This is a genomic window from uncultured Cetobacterium sp., assembly GCF_947072685.1.
Taxonomy (GTDB): Bacteria; Fusobacteriota; Fusobacteriia; order Fusobacteriales; family Fusobacteriaceae; genus Cetobacterium_A.
In genome coordinates this window covers 16045-32188 of sequence record NZ_CAMTIK010000025.1, presented here as the reverse complement: position 1 = coordinate 32188, position 16144 = coordinate 16045, and the positions used below count along the sequence as shown (strand labels likewise).

Annotated in this window: 15 protein-coding genes; 9 read left to right on the top strand and 6 right to left on the bottom strand. The window is 31.4% G+C overall.

Going from position 1 to position 16144, the window contains the following annotated elements:
- The first annotated feature begins 408 nt into the window (after positions 1-408).
- The 7 genes from rbsK to Q0V67_RS08780 all read left to right on the top strand — a co-directional run bounded on the left by rbsK (position 409) and on the right by Q0V67_RS08780 (position 8230).
- The gene (gene rbsK, locus Q0V67_RS08810) at positions 409-1320 is read left to right on the top strand and encodes a ribokinase (protein WP_297598808.1); all 912 of its coding nucleotides are present in this window, start codon (positions 409-411) and stop codon (positions 1318-1320) included.
- 3 nt (positions 1321-1323) lie between these two features.
- Positions 1324-1731, top strand: a complete 408-nt coding sequence (gene rbsD, locus Q0V67_RS08805) for a D-ribose pyranase (RefSeq protein WP_297598807.1) — start codon at positions 1324-1326, stop codon at positions 1729-1731.
- The gene (gene rbsA / locus Q0V67_RS08800) at positions 1732-3222 is read left to right on the top strand and encodes a ribose ABC transporter ATP-binding protein RbsA (protein WP_297598806.1); all 1491 of its coding nucleotides are present in this window, start codon (positions 1732-1734) and stop codon (positions 3220-3222) included.
- Between the two features lie 3 nt (positions 3223-3225).
- Positions 3226-4152 carry a ribose ABC transporter permease gene (gene rbsC / locus Q0V67_RS08795; protein WP_297598804.1) on the top strand — a complete coding sequence of 309 codons (927 nt, stop codon included), beginning with the start codon at positions 3226-3228 and terminating at the stop codon, positions 4150-4152.
- A 26-nt stretch (positions 4153-4178) separates the two neighbouring features.
- Complete coding sequence (gene rbsB / locus Q0V67_RS08790; RefSeq protein WP_297598802.1) at positions 4179-5054, top strand: ribose ABC transporter substrate-binding protein RbsB; 876 nt, start codon at positions 4179-4181, stop codon at positions 5052-5054.
- A 228-nt stretch (positions 5055-5282) separates the two neighbouring features.
- Positions 5283-6893, top strand: a complete 1611-nt coding sequence (locus tag Q0V67_RS08785) for an alpha-glucoside-specific PTS transporter subunit IIBC (RefSeq protein ID WP_297598800.1) — start codon at positions 5283-5285, stop codon at positions 6891-6893.
- A gap of 11 nt (positions 6894-6904) precedes the next feature.
- Complete coding sequence (locus Q0V67_RS08780; protein ID WP_297598798.1) at positions 6905-8230, top strand: 6-phospho-alpha-glucosidase; 1326 nt, start codon at positions 6905-6907, stop codon at positions 8228-8230.
- Positions 8231-8285: 55 nt separating this feature from the next.
- Here the strand turns inward: Q0V67_RS08780 and Q0V67_RS08775 are convergent, their stop codons facing one another.
- From Q0V67_RS08775 to Q0V67_RS08750, 6 genes are read right to left on the bottom strand one after another with little or no spacing between them, the layout of a single operon-like run.
- Positions 8286-8987 (bottom strand): MurR/RpiR family transcriptional regulator, encoded by a 702-nt coding sequence (locus Q0V67_RS08775; protein WP_297598797.1) that lies wholly within the window; start codon positions 8985-8987, stop codon positions 8286-8288.
- Between the two features lie 20 nt (positions 8988-9007).
- The gene (locus tag Q0V67_RS08770; protein WP_297598795.1) at positions 9008-9199 is read right to left on the bottom strand and encodes a YwbE family protein; all 192 of its coding nucleotides are present in this window, start codon (positions 9197-9199) and stop codon (positions 9008-9010) included.
- A gap of 52 nt (positions 9200-9251) precedes the next feature.
- Positions 9252-10211, bottom strand: a complete 960-nt coding sequence (locus tag Q0V67_RS08765; protein ID WP_297598793.1) for an ROK family protein — start codon at positions 10209-10211, stop codon at positions 9252-9254.
- Positions 10212-11123, bottom strand: a complete 912-nt coding sequence (locus Q0V67_RS08760) for an ABC transporter substrate-binding protein (RefSeq protein WP_297598791.1) — start codon at positions 11121-11123, stop codon at positions 10212-10214.
- A 14-nt stretch (positions 11124-11137) separates the two neighbouring features.
- Positions 11138-12103 (bottom strand): ABC transporter permease, encoded by a 966-nt coding sequence (locus Q0V67_RS08755; RefSeq protein ID WP_297598789.1) that lies wholly within the window; start codon positions 12101-12103, stop codon positions 11138-11140.
- 9 nt (positions 12104-12112) lie between these two features.
- A complete protein-coding gene (locus Q0V67_RS08750; RefSeq protein WP_297598787.1) occupies positions 12113-13612 on the bottom strand; it encodes a sugar ABC transporter ATP-binding protein in 1500 nt (499 codons plus the stop codon).
- A 202-nt stretch (positions 13613-13814) separates the two neighbouring features.
- Here Q0V67_RS08750 and Q0V67_RS08745 point away from each other — a divergent pair, with 202 nt between their 5' ends.
- Positions 13815-15029, top strand: a complete 1215-nt coding sequence (locus Q0V67_RS08745; RefSeq protein WP_297598785.1) for a molybdopterin molybdotransferase MoeA — start codon at positions 13815-13817, stop codon at positions 15027-15029.
- Positions 15022-16122, top strand: coding sequence for a molybdopterin-guanine dinucleotide biosynthesis protein B (gene mobB / locus Q0V67_RS08740; protein WP_297598783.1), 1101 nt, complete (start codon positions 15022-15024; stop codon positions 16120-16122). The genes Q0V67_RS08745 and mobB overlap by 8 nt, the downstream gene beginning before the upstream one ends.
- The last annotated feature ends 22 nt before the right edge of the window (positions 16123-16144 follow it).

Below are 16144 nucleotides of genomic sequence, written 5' to 3'. Positions count from 1 at the left end.
CGTGGGAAGTATCTGACTTATGTCAAATACGTTAATCACTCTCTATGGGAGTTCCTATCCCGATATATATTTCAGTAGATTTCTAGCAACCTCATGAATGTTTTAATGCAAAATTTAAAAACTAAAAAGATCGCCCTGAGAAAACCTCTCAGGGCGTTTTGATAAAGAGTTTGAAGCTATAGTGATAATAACTTGAATTTTAAATTAATAGAAAAATACAAGGTTTTATTGTTTTTGAATTCAGGTATCGTTTATTTATTTTTTCTCAAGACTTTTTAGGTAGCCTCTTTTTTTAAAATTTCTTTTATTTTATTGACATTGTTTTTTGTGTATGTTAAATTAAAAGTAAGAATATTTTAGTTAATTGTGTACACTATTTAATCACAATAGACTTTTTAAGGAGATTATATGAAAAAAATTGTTGTTGTTGGAAGTATTAATATGGATTTAGTGACTATCTGTGAAAGAGCCCCTCGTGGTGGTGAAACTCTTTTAGGTAAAAAATTCATGCAAATACCTGGAGGAAAAGGAGCTAACCAAGCGGTTGCTATCGGAAAAATGCACAGTGATGTTACCATGCTTGGAAAAGTTGGAAAAGAGGGAATGGGAGATATTCTTTTAAACTCTATGAAAAATGATGGAGTAAATATATCTAATATTGAGTACTCAGAAGAATCAACAGGAATTGCTAAAATCATTGTTGAAGAAAACGGTCAAAATAGAATTCTAGTTGTACCTGGTGCTAACTATTCTGTTGATAACAATTATATAGATAGACACATGGATGCTATTAAAAATAGTGATATTGTTGTGGCTCAACTTGAAATACCTATAGAAACTGTTAAATATGTTTTTAAAAAAGCTAAAGAACTTGGAAAAATAACTATTTTAAATCCTGCGCCTGCAGTTAAATTAGATGATGAGATTATTGCTAACTCTGACTATATTATTCCTAACGAAACTGAACTTGAACTGCTTTCTGGGATCCCTACAACCGATGAAGAAGGGGTTGAAAAAGCTGCACAATTCCTTTTAAACAAAGGTGTTAAAGGATTAATTGTTACACTTGGAAATAAAGGATCTATGTTTATTGATAAAAATAGTCATAGAAAATTTAATGCTTATAAAGTTAAAGCTGTTGATACCACTGCCGCTGGCGATAGCTTTATTGGTGGATTTGTAAATGGAATAGCCACAGGACTGACGTTTGAAGAGTCTATTGACAGAGGAACTAAAGTTGCTGCAATATCTGTGACTAGAATGGGTGCACAAACATCTATTCCAACACTTGAAGAAGTATTAAATTTTAAAGGAGAATAGAATATGAAAAAAGGTAGATTATTAAATAGCGAACTTTCCTACGAAATTTCTAAAATAGGGCATACATCCCATATCACTCTTTGTGATGCTGGTCTTCCTATCCCAAAAGATATCAAAAGAATAGATTTAGCTATTGAAGCTGGATTTCCTAGTTTTATAAAAACATTAGATGCAATTTTAAGTGAAATGATGGTAGAGGAAATTGTCATTGCTTCTGAAATCAAAACTATTAATCAAAAAATATATAATGAAATTTTAGAAACTTTTAAAAAAAATGGAATGTCTCCTAAAATTGTTGAAATATCTCATGAAAATTTTAAATCAATGACAAAAGAAAGTGAAGCTATTGTTAGAACTGGAGAATGTACTCCATATGCAAATATTATTTTAAAATCAGGAGTAGTATTTTAAATGAATAAAGATATTATTTTACAAATGACCGATATCTATAAAAGTTTTCCTGGTGTAAAAGCTTTAGACGGAGCTTGTTTAAATGTATACAAAGGAAGAGTAATGGCTCTTATGGGAGAGAATGGAGCTGGAAAATCCACTCTGATGAAAATAATGACTGGAATTTATTCCAAAGATTCCGGTAAAATTATATATCATGGGCAAGAAGTTATTTTTTCAAAAACAAAAGACTCCCAAGATGCAGGAATATCTATTATACATCAGGAACTAAATCTTATCCACCATATGAGCATAACAGAAAATATTTTTTTAGGAAGAGAGATTACTAATCAATTTGGAAAAATTGACTGGATGATTATGCATAAAGAAGCTAGAGCAATCCTCAATCTTTTAAATGTAAGTGATAGTGAAAAAACTTTGGTGAAAGATTTGACTATTGGAAAAATGCAAATGATTGAAATTGCAAAAGCTTTATCTCAAAATGCAAAGCTTATAGTTATGGATGAACCTACAGATGCTCTTACTGATAAAGAAACAGAAAGTCTTTTTAAAGTTATTAAAGAACTAACTTCTGAAGGGAAAAGTATTATCTATATCTCTCATAGACTAAAAGAAATTCCAGAAATTTGTGATGATATTACCATCCTAAGAGACGGTAAATTTATTGCTGAAGCTGAAGTTAAAGATATCGATCAAAACTATATTATTGAAAAAATGGTTGGGAGAACTTTAACTGAGCAGTTTCCTAACATCAATGTTACTCCTGGTGAAGAAGTCCTCAAAGTTGAAAACCTTTGTGGAAAATATGTGAACAGTGCCAATTTCTCATTAAAAAAAGGAGAAATTCTTGGGGTAGCGGGATTGATGGGAGCTGGAAGAAGTGAGTTGGTAAAAACTATATATGGATACTACAAAAAATCTTCTGGAAAAGTTTATATCGAAGGGACTGAGGTCAATATTTGTTCCCCTGAAGAAGGAGTTAATAACGGTATTGCATATGTTTCTGAGGATAGAAAAGGGGATGGGCTAGTTTTAGGCCTAAGTGTAAAAGAAAATATGACACTTTCTTCTCTTAAATATTTTTCTAGTAAACTTGGCTTAAAAAAAACATCAGAAAATAAAGCTGTTCAAGAATATATTGAAAAATTTGGAGTAAAAACCCCTTCGGCCGATCAAATTATTAAAAATTTAAGTGGTGGAAATCAACAGAAAGTTGCTATTGCTAAAGCCTTATTGACAAATCCAAAAATTTTAATTTTAGATGAGCCTACTAGAGGTGTAGATGTGGGAGCTAAAAAAGAGATTTATGATGTTATTAATGAACTTAAAGCAAAAGGTCTTAGTATCATTATGATTTCATCTGAAATGCCTGAAGTTATGGGGCTGAGTGATAAAATAATGGTTATACACGAACATAAAATCAGTGGAATACTTTCTAAAGATGAGTTTTCACAAGAAAAAATAATGAGATATGCAGTAGGAGTTGAATAAATAATGTTAAAAAAAATTTATAACAATAAACCATTAATTGGTCTAATTGTTTTTGCAGTTATTGTTTCCATATTAAACCCTAGATTTTTGTCATTAAATAATATTTTAAATGTTTTGAGACAAACATCTATCAATTCTGTAATTGCTATAGGAATGACTTTAGTTATCCTAACTGGTGGAATCGATCTTTCGGTAGGTTCTATTTTAGCTTTAACTGGAGCTTTTGGTGCTAGTTTAATTTCTAGTGGAATGAATCCTATTTTAGCAGTTATTATTTCTATCATTATTGGAGCTATATTTGGTATGTTTAACGGAGTTTTAATCTCCTATGCTAAATTACAACCATTCATTGTTACTTTAGTTACAATGACTCTTTTAAGGGGAGCCACTCTTGTCTTCACTGATGGAAAGCCTATTCCTGTTAGAAATGGTGGAGAATTCTTTGATAATATTGGTGGCGGATATCTTTTTGATATTCCAGTCCCTATCTATATTATGATAGCCTTATTTGTTGGGGCATACTACATTTTAAACAATTTAAAGTTCGGTAGGTATGTTTACGCTATAGGTGGAAATGAAGAAGCTACCAAACTTTCTGGAGTTAATACAGCAAAGTATAAAACTTTAGTTTATGGTGCTTGTGGAGCTCTTTCAGCCCTTGCTGGTGTCATTGTAACATCAAGACTTGGTTCAGCGCAACCAACAGCTGGGTCTGGTTATGAACTGGATGCTATCGCAGCCGTTGTTCTTGGTGGTACATCTCTTGCTGGTGGCGTTGGGACCATTGCAGGTACAGCGTTAGGTGCTGTTATAATTGGTGTCTTAGGAAATGCATTAAACCTTTTAAATGTATCATCATACTACCAAATGATGATAAAAGCAGTTGTCATTCTTGTAGCGGTTTTAATAGACAAAAAGTCTTCGAAATAAAAAAGATTAAAAATGGGTGGTGTATAATGAAAAACAAATTAAGATTTTTAAGTTTAACTATTTTAGCTTTGGGTTTATTTTCTGTAACTGAAGCTGCTAAAATTGGTCTTGTAGTTTCTACTCAAGATAACCCCTTCTTTGTTACTTTAAAAGATGGTGCTGTCGCTAAAGCTAAGGAGATGGGGCATGAAATCGTTGTTCTAGATTCTCAAAATGACCCTTCAAAAGAACTAGGGAATGTTGAAGATTTACTTGTTAAAGGAATTGATGTTCTTTTAATCAACCCAACAGATTCGGATGCTGTCACTTCCGCTATTAAAGCTGCTAACCGTAGTAAGGTTCCTGTAGTTACTCTGGATAGAGCTGCTAACGGTGGTAAAGTTGCGTCTCATATCGCATCTGATAATGTTGCTGGCGGTGTTATGGCGGGTGAATTCATCATCACTAAATTAAATGGAAATGGAAAAGTTGTTGAACTTGAAGGAATCCCTGGAACTACTGCTGCTCGTGATAGAGGAGAAGGATTCAATAAAGCTATCAATGGAAAACTTGATATCGTTGCTAAACAAGCTGCCGATTTCGATAGAACAAAAGGGTTAAATGTAATGGAAAATATTCTTCAAGCACAACCTGAAATCAATGCTGTTTTTGCCCATAATGATGAGATGGCATTGGGTGCATTAAGAGCTATTGAAGCTTCTGGTAGAGAAGGTATCATCATTGTTGGTTTTGATGCAACTGATGATGCTGTTAAAGCTGTTAAAGACGGTAAGTTAACTGCTACAGTTGCTCAAAAACCTGAACTTATAGGAGCTAAAGGTATTGAAACTGCTGATATGATCTCTAAGAAGCAACCTGTTCCTGAGTACACTCCTGTTGATCTAGAGTTAATAATTCAATAACAAATACTTTGAAATATAAGAAGCTGGGAATTTTCCCAGCTTTTTATATTTCAACTCCAAAATCTTTTATTACCAGATCAAATATATTCTAGCAAGTTTTTATTTTGCACGTAACATGTTACGTTTTGCATAATGTGTGTTTTTAGTTCTCAAAGTATTGATTTAGTATGAATTTTGTTATATACTCCAATTAATAAGAACCCTATCAAAATTTTGGAGGTAAAATTTATGCTGAAACACTTTCAAAGATTAGGTGGAGCACTGTTTGCACCTGTTCTATTATTTCCTTTTGCGGGATTGACCGTTGCTCTTACAATCATTTTAAAAAATCCTGATTTCGTGGGATCACTCGCGGATCCTAACAGTACTTTTTACAAAATTGTTTTTATCATTGAAGAGGGTGGTTGGACTGTATTTAGACAACTTCCACTTATTTTTGCTGTAGGATTACCTATTGGACTTGCAAAAAAAGCACATCCTAGGGCTTGCCTATCTGTTTTAGTTACATACCTAACATATAATTATTTTATAAATGCAATTCTAACTTTTTGGGGAGAAAATTTTGGTGTTAATTTTAGTCAAGCGATTGGAGGAGTTAGTGGTCTTACAAATATCGCTGGTATTAAAACTCTTGATACTAGTATAGTCGGGGCTATTGCTATATCTGGGTTGACAATATATATACACAATAAATTTTTCGATACAAAACTTCCTGACTTCTTAGGTATTTTTCAAGGAAGTGCTTTAGTTGGAATTATCGCATTTTTACTTATGCTTCCATGCGCTTATCTAACTTGTCTAATTTGGCCTAAAGTCCAACTAGGAATATCATCACTTCAAGGTTTAATGGTATCTTCAGGAACTTTTGGAGTTTGGTTGTATACTCTTCTGGAAAGAATTTTAATTCCTACAGGTCTTCACCACTTTGTTTACGGTCCGTTTATATTTGGTCCCGCTGTAGTGGATACTGGTATTCAGGTTTTTTGGGCTCAAAACCTATCTAATTTTGCAAATTCTACACTTCCATTAAAAGAGTTATTTCCACAAGGTGGGTTTGCTCTACATGGAAACAGCAAAATGTTTGGAGCTATCGGAATTGCTCTTGCTATATATAAAACTGCTCATCCTGAAAAAAAGAAAATTGTATCCGGTCTTCTTATTCCTGCTACTTTAACAGCTATTTTAGTTGGGATTACAGAACCACTTGAGTTTACTTTCTTATTTATTGCTCCGTTTTTATTTGCTATCCATGCTGTACTAGCCGCTTGCATGGCAGCAGTTATGTATATGTTTGGAGTTGTAGGAAACATGGGATCTGGGCTTATTGAGATAGCGGCTCTCAATTGGATTCCATTAGTTAAAAATCACTCTACTGTTATGATGGCACAAATTGGTGTGGGGATGGCATTTATTCCTATTTATTACTTCATTTTTAAGATTTGTATTGAAAAATTCGACTTAAAAACTCCAGGTAGAGAAGATGATGAAGAGGAGATAAAATTATATACAAAAGATGATTACAAAGAAAAGAAAAATATGAAAAATGGAAATAATATTGTTGAAAATGCGTATTTTGATCAAGCCTTTTCATTTTTAGAAGCTTTTGGAGGTGCACAAAATATAGATCAAGTCAATAATTGTGCCACACGGTTAAGGATATCTGTCCATGATGAAAATTTAGTATCAAAAGACTCTGTTTTCAAGCAAAATGGAGCTCATGGTGTCGTTAGAACCGGTAAATCTTTTCAAATTGTTGTGGGTCTTTCAGTTCCACAAGTTAGAGACTGTTTTGAAGATTTAATAAATAAAAATCTAGAAAAAAATTTAATTAAAGCATAGGAGGATATATTATGAAAAAATTTGCAATCTCAATCTCAGGTGGAGGAAGTACTTTCACTCCAGGTATTATTTTAATGTTGTTAGACAATCTAGAAAAATTTCCAATTAGAGAGATTAAAATGTATGACAACGATGAAAAAAGACAATCAAAAATAGGGGAAGCATGTGCTATACTTTTAAAAGAGAGAGCACCTGAAATAAAGTTTAGCTATTCTACAAATCCTGCTGAAGCATTTTCAGATATTGATTTTGTTATGGCTCATATAAGAGTTGGAAAATATCCTATGAGAGAGCTTGATGAAAAAATACCATTAAAATATGGTGTAGTTGGACAAGAAACTTGTGGTCCAGGTGGTATTGCTTATGGAATGAGATCTATTGGTGGAGTTATCGAGCTCATTGACTATATGGAAAAATACTCTCCAAATGCATGGATGTTAAACTATTCAAATCCTGCAGCTATTGTTGCTGAAGCAACAAGGAGATTAAAGCCAAATTCAAAAGTTTTAAATATTTGTGATATGCCAATTGGAACAGAGGTAAGAATGGCTGAGATTCTTGGTTTAGATTCAAGAAAAGATTTAGATGTAATATATTATGGATTAAACCACTTTGGATGGTGGAAATCAATAAAAGATAAAGCAGGTAATGACCTTATGCCTATTTTAAAAGATCACATATCAAAATATGGATATGTTGCCAATAAAGGCGATAATCAACATACTGATGCCAGTTGGAGCGATACATTTGCAAAAGCAAAAGATGTTTTTGCTGTAGATCCTACAACTCTTCCAAACACGTATTTAAAATATTATCTTTTCCCAGATTACGTTGTAAAGCATTCTAATAAAGAGTACACAAGAGCCAATGAGGTTATGGATGGAAGAGAAAAATTTGTTTTTGGAGAGTGTCAAAAAATAACTGAAAATAAAACATCTAAAGATACCGCTTTACATATTGATGAACACGCCTCTTATATTGTAGATCTTGCTAGAGCTATCGCTTTTAATACTAAAGAAAAAATGCTGTTGATTGTCGAGAATAATGGAGCTATAGTTAATTTTGACCCTACTGGAATGGTAGAAATCCCTTGTTTAGTAGGTAACAATGGCCCTGAACCTCTAGTTATAGGTGCTATCCCACAATTCCAAAAAGGACTTATGGAGCAACAAGTATCTGTAGAAAAACTTACTGTTGAAGCATGGATTGAAGGATCATATCAAAAATTATGGCAAGCTATAACTATGTCAAAAACTGTACCTAGCGCATCTGTAGCAAAGGCCATTCTAGATGATTTAATTGTTGCCAATAAAAACTACTGGCCAATATTAAAATAGTTTTTAAATTATCAAAAAAGTAGGAGATGTAAACGATTACATCTCCTACTTTTCTTTATTGGCTTATAACTTTTTCAAAAAAAAGAATTGTATTTCCAAAAAAATCATTATCATCCAAGTTTCTATCATCTAAAATATTACTATTTTTAATAATAAAAGTTAAATCAGAGATTTCTTCTATACTGCTATTAGGTATTCCACACAATAAAATTAACGAAATCTGTTTTGCCTTCGCTTTCTGACAAAGATTAAGCAGTGCTGATGTTTCACCAGATTTAGATACAACAATCAACAAGGGTTGCTCTTGATATCCTCTTTCAACATTTTCCATATATTCTGACATCATTGCATAATACCCTAAAATCATCAGTTTATCTTTTATATATCTCGCTATATGATTTGAAAACCCCACACCATGTATAAATATTGGTCCTTTTTTACTTTGTCGCAATAAATTTTTGAATTTCATACTTTTTTGAAGTGAAAAGTCCAAGCAATAATCATTTCCTCTAACTGAGTTTTCATGATTCGTAAGTAAACTGCTTTCTAATCTATAAACCATATCTATAAAACCTTTATACCCAAGTTTTTTAGACAGATTCATAACTACAGAAGTGGACGCAAAACACTCTTTCGCAACTCCTCTAACCCCTACTTCTAAAGCTTTCTCTATATTGTTTACAATATAGCTAAGAGCTAATTCTTCCGATTCTGTAAGATTATATCTCTCTCCTAATTTATATATATCAATCTCCAACTTCTTCCCCCCAAAACCAATTAAATAATCTCTTTAATTCTACCCACAGTTCCATCAGTTAACCTTACTTTTATTCCGTGTGGATGATTCTGAGAGTTAGTCAAAATATCTTTAACAACTCCTTCTGTTAATTCCCCTGTTCTTTGATGTTCTTTTTTAACTACTTTAACTTTTATTCCTGCTTTTATATTTTTCCTATTAGATCCCAACATTTTTAATACACTCCTTCTAAACTATCTTAATATGAATATTATAACATATTTTTTAATAGTTACCAGTAGCTACAATTAAAGATGCTAAATCCCCTATATTTTCATTTAACTTAGCTGGAAGGATTTTACACTCTCTAAAGGATATATCTAAAGCTTCTTTTTCTAACTCCATTTCTAATTTTTCATTAAAAAGATTCTCACATCTTGTATATATACTTCCAATTATTATAGCCTCTGGATTAAGTATATCAATTAGTATTGATAGCCCCTGCCCCAAACGTTTAGCACTTTCATCTATTATCTTTAGCGACAGCTCTTCTCCACTTTGAGCTAAATCTAAAATTTCTTTTGCTTCAATTTTATTTTTATATAGTTCTACAAGTTTTCCATTATATCCTTCTTTTATGGCTTTATTTAAAAATATTTCACCTAATTTTACTATTCCGCCACCACTACAAAACCCTTCAAAAGACCCCATCTTTCCAAATCCTAGAGGTCCCGTATCTGATAGTCTTATATGTCCAACCTCTCCAGCAGTATCTTGCTTTCCTGTATAAAGCTTATTATTTAGTATTAAACCAGCACCCATCCCTGTTCCAAAAGTTAAAAATATTAAGTTTTCATATCCTATTCCTGCTCCTAACTTCCACTCCGCCAAAGCACATGCATTGGCATCGTTTTGAATAAATACCGGTTTTTTATAAATTTTTTGAAAGTTTTCTACTATTTTAACATTATCCCACCCAGGAAGATTAGGTGGTGAAAGTATAACTCCTTCTTTACTATTTAATGGTCCACCACAGCTTATTCCAATACTTTTAATATAATTTTCATCTAAATTTAACTCTTGAAGTTGATTCCCAATATTTTCTACTATTTTATCCATAGTTTTTTCAGGTGTTATTGTTTTTTTAGTTAAAAATATTTCCTTACTCTTTATATTAAAATCTTCATCACCAATTATTGTAGCTATTTTAGTTCCACCAATATCTATTCCAATATAAAGTTTCATTTATTTTAAATCTCCAGCAGTTACAACTTTTACCCCTGTATCTATATGCTTTGAAACTTTTTTACCTTGAATTGAATCATATGCAGATCCTACTCCTTCATATCCCATCATTTCTGGATTTTGAACCATCGATGCTTGTATAGTTCCATTTTTTAATCCAGTTATTGTATCTTTTGAAAAATCAAATCCTACTAATTTTACTGTCCCTCCTTTCCCAGCTTCTTCTAATGCTCTAGAAATACCAACTGTTGATCCTTCATTTGAACCATAAAATCCTGCTAAATCTGGATTTGCAGTCATTATATCAGTAGCTTGATTCAATGCAACTGCTTTATCCCCATTTGAATATTGAATTGCCACTACTTTCATATTTGGATATTTTTCTTTAACTCTATCTTCAAATCCTGAAGATCTTGCTATAGCTGTTCCTGCACCTGGTTGAGCATTAATTATTCCAACTTTTCCTTTTTCATCTACAAGTTTTGCAAGAGTATCCGCCGCCAAAGCTCCCGCTGCATAATTATCTGTTGATAAAAATGTAACATATCCCTCTGTATCAATTGGAGAATCTATTATTACTACAGGAATTTTATCTTCTAAAGCTCTTTCTACAACTGGTGCTAAAGCTGATTTATCAGATGGAGCTAATAATATTGCATCCACCTTTTGGTTTATTGCGTCTTCAACCATTCTTGTCTGTTCATTTGGGTCTACTTTTCCAGCTGGTGCTCTAAATAAAATTTCTACATCCCCCAACTCTTTTGCTTTTGTTTCTGCCCCTTTCTTAACCGATAGCCAGTGCTCATCCATTGAGTCCATTGTAATTAATACAAACTTTTTCTGAGCAAAAGCACCTGTTGCTAATCCTAAAAATAATGATGATAAAAGTAATAATTTTGAAGTCTTTTTCATTTTTCCCTCCTATTTTATCTTCTTTTTATTCTATCAGCAAAAACTGCCAGTATAATAACTACTCCAATTAATATCTCTTGTAAAAATGCAGATACTCCCATCAAATTTAATCCATTTCTTAAAACACCTATAACTAATGCTCCAATAAGTGTTCCAGTAATAATCCCTTCTCCTCCTGCTAGACTTGTTCCACCTATAACTGCAGATGCAACAGCAAAAAGTTCATATCCCATCCCTGCACTTGGTTGTCCTGAAGCTATCCTTGAAGCTAAAACTATCCCCGAACAAGCTGCTAAAAATCCAGAAAATATATATACTTGTATCAATGTCTTTTTTGTATTTATCCCTGAAAGTCTTGCGGCTTCTATATTACTACCACAAGCATATATATGTGTTCCCAATTTTGTTTTAGATAGAATAAATCCAAAAATTCCTGTCAGTAATAACATTATAATCACTGAAAATGGTATATCGAATACTTTTCCATTTCCTATATATCTAAAAGCCTTTGGTAGTCCACTAACAGGAATACCTTTTGTTATAACAAGAGCTAATCCTCTAACAATACTCATAGTTCCTAAAGTTACAACAAACGGCGGTAAATCCCCCAAAACAATCAAAAGTCCATTTACTAATCCTGCAATTATTCCGGATAAAAGACCTAGTAAAATAGCTATAACCATAGGTACTCCATTTACTAAACAAAGAGAGGTTATTATCCCTGCAATTGCCATATTTGAACCTATTGATAAATCTATTCCTGTTGTAATCAGAACAAACGTTTGTCCTATAGCTATTATTGCAATTATTGATGTTTGAAGTGCAACCGTCATCATATTATTCATTGTAAAAAAATATGGAGATGCCATCGAAAAAAACACCATCATAGCCACTAATCCGCTCAACACCGAAAGTATCTGAAAATTTTCTTCCCCTACTTTTTTTCTGATATCCTTTAAAACACCTGTATTTGAACTCACTTTTCCTCCTCAATCATTAAATTTTGTAGCAAAATTCATTATCTCTTCTTGATTTGTTTTTCTCGTCTCTAAATTTGCTCTAATTGATTTGTTACACATAACGACTATTCTATCTGTAATCCCAAGTATCTCTGGCAGCTCAGAAGATATAACAACAACTCCTATTCCATTAGCTTTTAACTCATTTATTATCTTATAAATTTCTATTTTTGCATTTACATCTATACCTCTTGTTGGTTCATCGAATATTATAACTTTTGGATTTTTTAAAATCCATTTTCCAATAACTATTTTCTGCTGATTTCCACCACTCAAATTCTTAACTTTTTGTGAAATCGATGGTGTTTTTATTGACAATTTTTCTATCATGCTATTACTTTTCTCAACTAATTTACCTTTATCTATATACCCTATAATTTTAGAGCTAATCATATCTAAAATAGGAAAGCTCATATTTTGTGAAACACTCATATTTATGGCTAATCCTTCTTTTTTTCTATCTTCGGCTATATAAGAAATCCCATTTTTTATAGCATCTATTGGAGACTTTATTTCGACTTTTTTATCATCTATTGAAATTTCTCCACTACATTTTCCATAAGCTCCAAATATGCCTTTACACAGCTCTGTTCGTCCAGCTCCAACGAGTCCAGCTATTCCTAGTACCTCTCCTTCAAATAGCTCTAAATTTATATTTTTAAAATACTCCCCTTTTGAAAAGTTTTTTAACTCTAAAATTCTTCTAGTTTTTATCTCTGTATCCAATCTCGGAAATTTTTCATCTATACTTCTTCCCACCATATATGATATTATTTCATCTAAAGTCAATTCACTGAACATTGCAGTTTTTATCCATTTTCCATCTCTAAAAATCGTTACTCTATCTACTATCTCTTTGAGTTCATCCAACTTATGTGATATATATATAATTCCTTTACCTCTTTTTTTTAGCTCCTTTATAACTTCAAATAACTGAGCCACCTCTCGTTCACTTAAGGATGATGTAGGTTCATCCATTATTATGATATCTGCATTTTGCGACAGTGCTTTTGCTATCTCTACAATCTGTTGTTTTGATATTGAAAGATTCTTTACTTTTTCCTTAGGATCAATATCAGAATGTAAAACAGACAATATTTTTAATGATTCACTTTCCATTTTTTCTCTGTCTAATCTAATACCATTTAAAAACTCCCTACTTAAAAATATGTTTTCCGCTACTGAAAGATGGGGACATAAGTTTAATTCTTGATATATTATTCCAATCCCTAATTTTGCGGCTTGAATTGGTGAAGCTATCGTCACTTCTTTTCCTTTCAAATAAATATCACCACTATTTTTTTGATAAACACCTGAAAATATTTTCATCATCGTTGATTTTCCCGCTCCATTCTCTCCTAAAAGAGCATGAACTTCTCCTGGTTTTAAATTAAAAGATACACCATCTAAAGCAACTACTCCAGGAAATTCTTTTCGTATATTTTTAGACTCTAAAAGATAGTCATTCATAAAACACCTCTCTTTTTTTTATTCTTTATTTTATATACCTCATAATCCCAGATTTGTAAAGAGCAATAAAGATAACTAATGTTTGTTTTTATTGATATTTGAGATGTGCTTTTTATTTTTTCTATGATATATTATTAAGAAAAGGATTTTTTTATAAATTTCAGAATAATTATTTAATACATCAGTTCTACGAGGAGGAGTTATGGAATTAATAAGTTTAGAAAACGCTATTAATATTTTATTACAACATATATCACCTATTAAGCAGATTGAAGAAAAATCAATTTTAGACAGTTTAGGATTTATTTTAAGTGAAGATATTTACTCTCCTATTAACAATCCACCATTTAATAGATCTCCTTTAGATGGTTTTTCATTTAATTCTGATTTGTCTCTTGGAGCTTCAAAGAATAACCCAAAAACTCTCACAGTTCACAATGAAATTTATGCTGGAGATCACCTTTACGAAGACGTTCCTAGCAATATGGCTGTCAGAATAATGACGGGAGCACCTATTCCTAATGGATGTGATTGTGTTATAAAACAAGAAGAGGTTATTTTTAATGAAAATAGTAATCTGCTTACAATTTTTAGAGAACTTAAAAAATATGAAAATTTTTGTTTTTTAGGTGAAGATTTGTCTCTTGGAGATTTAGTTATGAATCGTGGAGAGATAATAACCTATAGCCATATCGGTGTTTTAGCTTCTTTAGGTATTGAAAATGCTAAAGTTTTCAAAAAACCTAAAATTGGTATTTTAAGTTTAGGAAGCGAACTCACTATGCCTGGAACTGAGTTGAAAAATGGACAAATTTATAACAGTAACCTTTTTACAATTGCTAGCAAATTAAATTATCTTGGCGTTGAAGCAATTTTATATCCACCTTTAAAAGATGATATAGATGAAGTATCTAATTTTATAGACATTCATCTTGATGAAATCGATCTGCTTATAACTACAGGAGGAGTTTCTGTTGGAAAAAAAGATATTATGCACGATGTTTTAAAAAAAATTAATGCTGAAAGATTATTCTGGAAAGTGGATATCCAACCTGGTACACCTGTTTTAGCTTCTTTAAAAAATGAAAAGCTTATACTTTCTCTTTCAGGAAATCCATTTGCTTCTCTAGTCAATTTTGAACTTTTAGGTAGACCTGTCTTAGATAAGTTAAGTTCGGGCACTATAAAAAAAACCTCTACAATTTTAGCTGAAGTTGTTGGTAATTTTAGTAAAAAAAGTATTAAAAGACGTTTTATTAGAGGATATTATTCAGAAGGAAAAGTTTATATCAACAACGATAAACATTCCTCTGGTACAATCTCCTCTCTTTTAGGTAAAAATTCAATTGTCGAAATTTCTTCAGGAACTCCTTTTTTAATTGATGGAGATAAAGTGAAGGTGATTTTAATTGATTAAAACTTTTAATATCAATACGCTTATATTAGCCGGAGGGAAAGGAAGACGTTTAAACTATTGTAATAAAGCTCTTTTAAAATATAATAACCAAACATTTTTAGATAAAATTGTTGATGCTTTTTCAAACTTTAATAACATATATATATCTTTAAACTCTTCTCAAGATTTAATTACTGATAAATTAATACGAGTTGATGATAACTTTGAAGATATTGGACCTATTTCTGGTTTATACGAGGGTTTAAAGGAGAGCACTCTAGATTATGTTTTTGTAGTTCCCTGTGATACTCCAAATATAACTAAAGAGTTTGTTGAATACATAGTACAATTTGTTTCCGATGAGTATGATGCTTTTCTTATAAAAGATAAAAAAGGCTTAGTTCATCCGTTAATGGGAGTTTATAACACACGAATTTCTTCTATTATAAAAGAATCTATTGAAAATAACGACTATAAAGTTTTAAATATTTTAGATAAAATTAATGTTAAATACATTGATCTTTCTTATACAATCTTTGATGATAAATTTTTATTAGCTAACATTAATACTGAAAAGGACTACAACTCTTTATTTTCATATAAAAAATCTTACCCACCTTTTATCGCAATTTCAGGAGTTAAAAACTCTGGAAAAACAACTTTAATTACTAAACTTTTAGAAAAGTTTAATGAATTGGAATACAAAGTTGGCACGATAAAACACGATGGACACGATTTTCAAATGGATAATCTAAACAGTGATACAGATAGACATATTAAATCCGGTGCTTTTGGAACATTAATTTTTTCAAAATCTCAATTTATGTACTTAGAAAAATCCCCTGAAGACTCTTTGGAAAAATATTTAAATTTTTTTAAAAATTATGATTTTATTCTTTTAGAAGGATTTAAATATATCTCATCTCCTAAAATAGAGATTATTCGAAATGGAATTTCTAATATTCCTGTGTCAAATTCAGAAAACCTTCTTTTCTATGCAACAGATATTGAAAACATTTTAAATGATTCTTCAAAAGAAGCTATAAACTTGAACAATATAGATTTAATTTTCAATAGAATATTAAACTATTTAAACGAAAAAAGGAGAGCTTAAAACCTCTCCTTTTTACTGTTTT